Genomic DNA, 1,971 nt, shown 5'->3' with positions numbered 1-1,971 from the left:
CCTGACCCGGGTAGACCACACCGCCCACGACCTGCTCCCGGCCGGCTCGCCGGCAACGACGCCCCCGGCGGCGAGTCCCCGTGCGACCGCGTCGGCCGCCGGGGGATCATCGGGTCATGGACAAGACCGTTCACCTCGCCCAGAACACCGAAGCCGACGAGTTGCTCGGGCGCAGCCCGTTGGCGGCGTTGGTCGGGATGCTGCTCGACCAGCAGGTGCCGATGGAGTGGGCCTTCTCCGGTCCCTACACGATCGCGCAGCGGCTGGGCCGCACGGACCTCGACGCGGCCGAGATCGCCGACTACGACCCCGAGGCGTTCACCGAACTGTGCGCGCGCAAGCCCGCGGTGCACCGCTATCCCGGCTCGATGGCCAAGCGCATCCAGCAGTTGTGCCGATACCTCGTCGAGCACTACGACGGCGACCCGACCGCCGTGTGGTCCGACGCCGCGACGGGCGCGGAACTGCTGGGCAGGCTCAACGAGTTGCCGGGCTTCGGCAAGCAGAAGGCGCAGATCTTCCTCGCCTTGCTCGGCAAGCAGTACGACGTCGCGCCCGACGGCTGGCGCGACGCGGCCGGATCGTACGGCGACGCCGGGTCGCACCGCTCGGTGGCCGACATCACCGGCCCCGAGTCGCTGGAGAAGGTACGCGCGTTCAAGCAGGAGGCGAAGCGACGCGCCAAGGAGAAGTGACCGTCACCACGACGGCCCGTTCCATCCGGGCGTTCTCCACGCAATCAACATCGGCGCCGGGCCGTCGATGCGGACGAGTTTTGCGTTCCGTTCCCGATCTTGCGCAACTCTCTTGCGGCGGCGATGCCGTACTGATCTCCTGATCGCTCGCCCGCGTCGACAACAGGAGAGCACTTCCCATGGACCTCGCAGGAACCGCAGCCCTCGTCACCGGTGCCGCCTCAGGGCTCGGCGCCGCCACCGCCGCGCTGCTCGTCGAGCGCGGGGCGACCGTGTACGGCCTCGATCTGGGCAAGGCCGTCGTCGCGGCGGGCGAGTCGCCGGCTGGGGTCACCCTGGTACCGGCCGACGTCACGAGCGAGACGTCGGTCAAGACCGCGCTGGCCCACGTGCGCGGGGGCGGCCTGCCGCTGCGGCTCGCGGTGAACTGCGCGGGTATCGCGCCGTCCGCGCGCATCCTGGGTCGCGAGGGTGCGCACGATCTCGACCTGTTCCGCTCGGTGATCGACGTCAACCTCGTGGGCACGTTCAACGTGCTGCGTCTGGCCGCCGAGTTGATCGCCGACACCGAGCCGGACACCGCCGGTCAGCGCGGCCTGATCGTCAACACCGCGTCCATCGCCGCGTTCGAGGGCCAGATCGGCCAGGCCGCGTACGCCGCGTCCAAGGCCGGCATCGTCGGGCTGACTCTCGCCGCCGCCCGTGATCTCGCCCGGCACGGCATCCGCGTCGTGACGATCGCGCCCGGCATCGTCGACACCCCGATGATGGCGAGTTTCGGCGACGACATCCGCGCCGCCCTCGCCGCCGGTGTCCCGTTCCCGTCCCGCCTGGCGCAGCCGAACGAGTACGCCCGCCTGGTCGCGATGATTGCCGAACACGACTACCTCAACGGCGAAACCATCCGCATGGACGGCGCGATGCGGATGGCCCCGCGCTGATCGGACCGGCGTCCATCCGGTTGGCGTGCCCGGCACCGATACGCTGTCCCGCCGGATCCCGGGACGGCGGCCGGCCGCCCGGGTAGGAGGGGCGCCGGCATGAGCCACGGACGACCGGGTCGAGACGACCCGCACGACGACACCGGCGTGCCCAAGGGACGGCAGCACCATCATCACGGGCGCGACCATGCCGCCGGCGGTGGACACTCGCACACCCACGCCCACGGGCCGGCCTCGCCCGTCTCCGTGCGCGTGCGCCGGGCGGTGGCGGCGCTGCTGATCCCGTTCGCGGCGGCGGTCGTGGTGGGCATGGTCGTGCTGTGGCCCGGTGGCCG

Annotated in this window: 2 protein-coding genes and 1 pseudogene; all 3 read left to right on the top strand. The window is 71.7% G+C overall.

Translation table 11 applies throughout. The annotated features are described in order from the left end of the window. The first annotated feature begins 116 nt into the window (after window positions 1–116). On the top strand, window positions 117–695 hold the full coding sequence (locus GT354_RS07380) for an HhH-GPD-type base excision DNA repair protein (protein WP_161355446.1): 579 nt from the start codon (window positions 117–119) through the stop codon (window positions 693–695). 179 nt (window positions 696–874) lie between these two features. Continuing rightward, window positions 875–1,636: an SDR family NAD(P)-dependent oxidoreductase gene (locus tag GT354_RS07375; protein ID WP_161355445.1), complete on the top strand. Its 762-nt coding sequence runs from the start codon at window positions 875–877 to the stop codon at window positions 1,634–1,636. Between the two features lie 99 nt (window positions 1,637–1,735). Then, a pseudogene (locus tag GT354_RS53600) lies at window positions 1,736–1,971 on the top strand (YibE/F family protein); the annotation flags it as partial.

Source organism: Streptomyces sp. SID3343 (assembly GCF_009865215.1).
In the GTDB taxonomy this organism is placed as follows: Bacteria; Actinomycetota; Actinomycetes; order Streptomycetales; family Streptomycetaceae; genus Embleya.
This window is presented reverse-complemented; position numbering and strand designations above follow the sequence as displayed.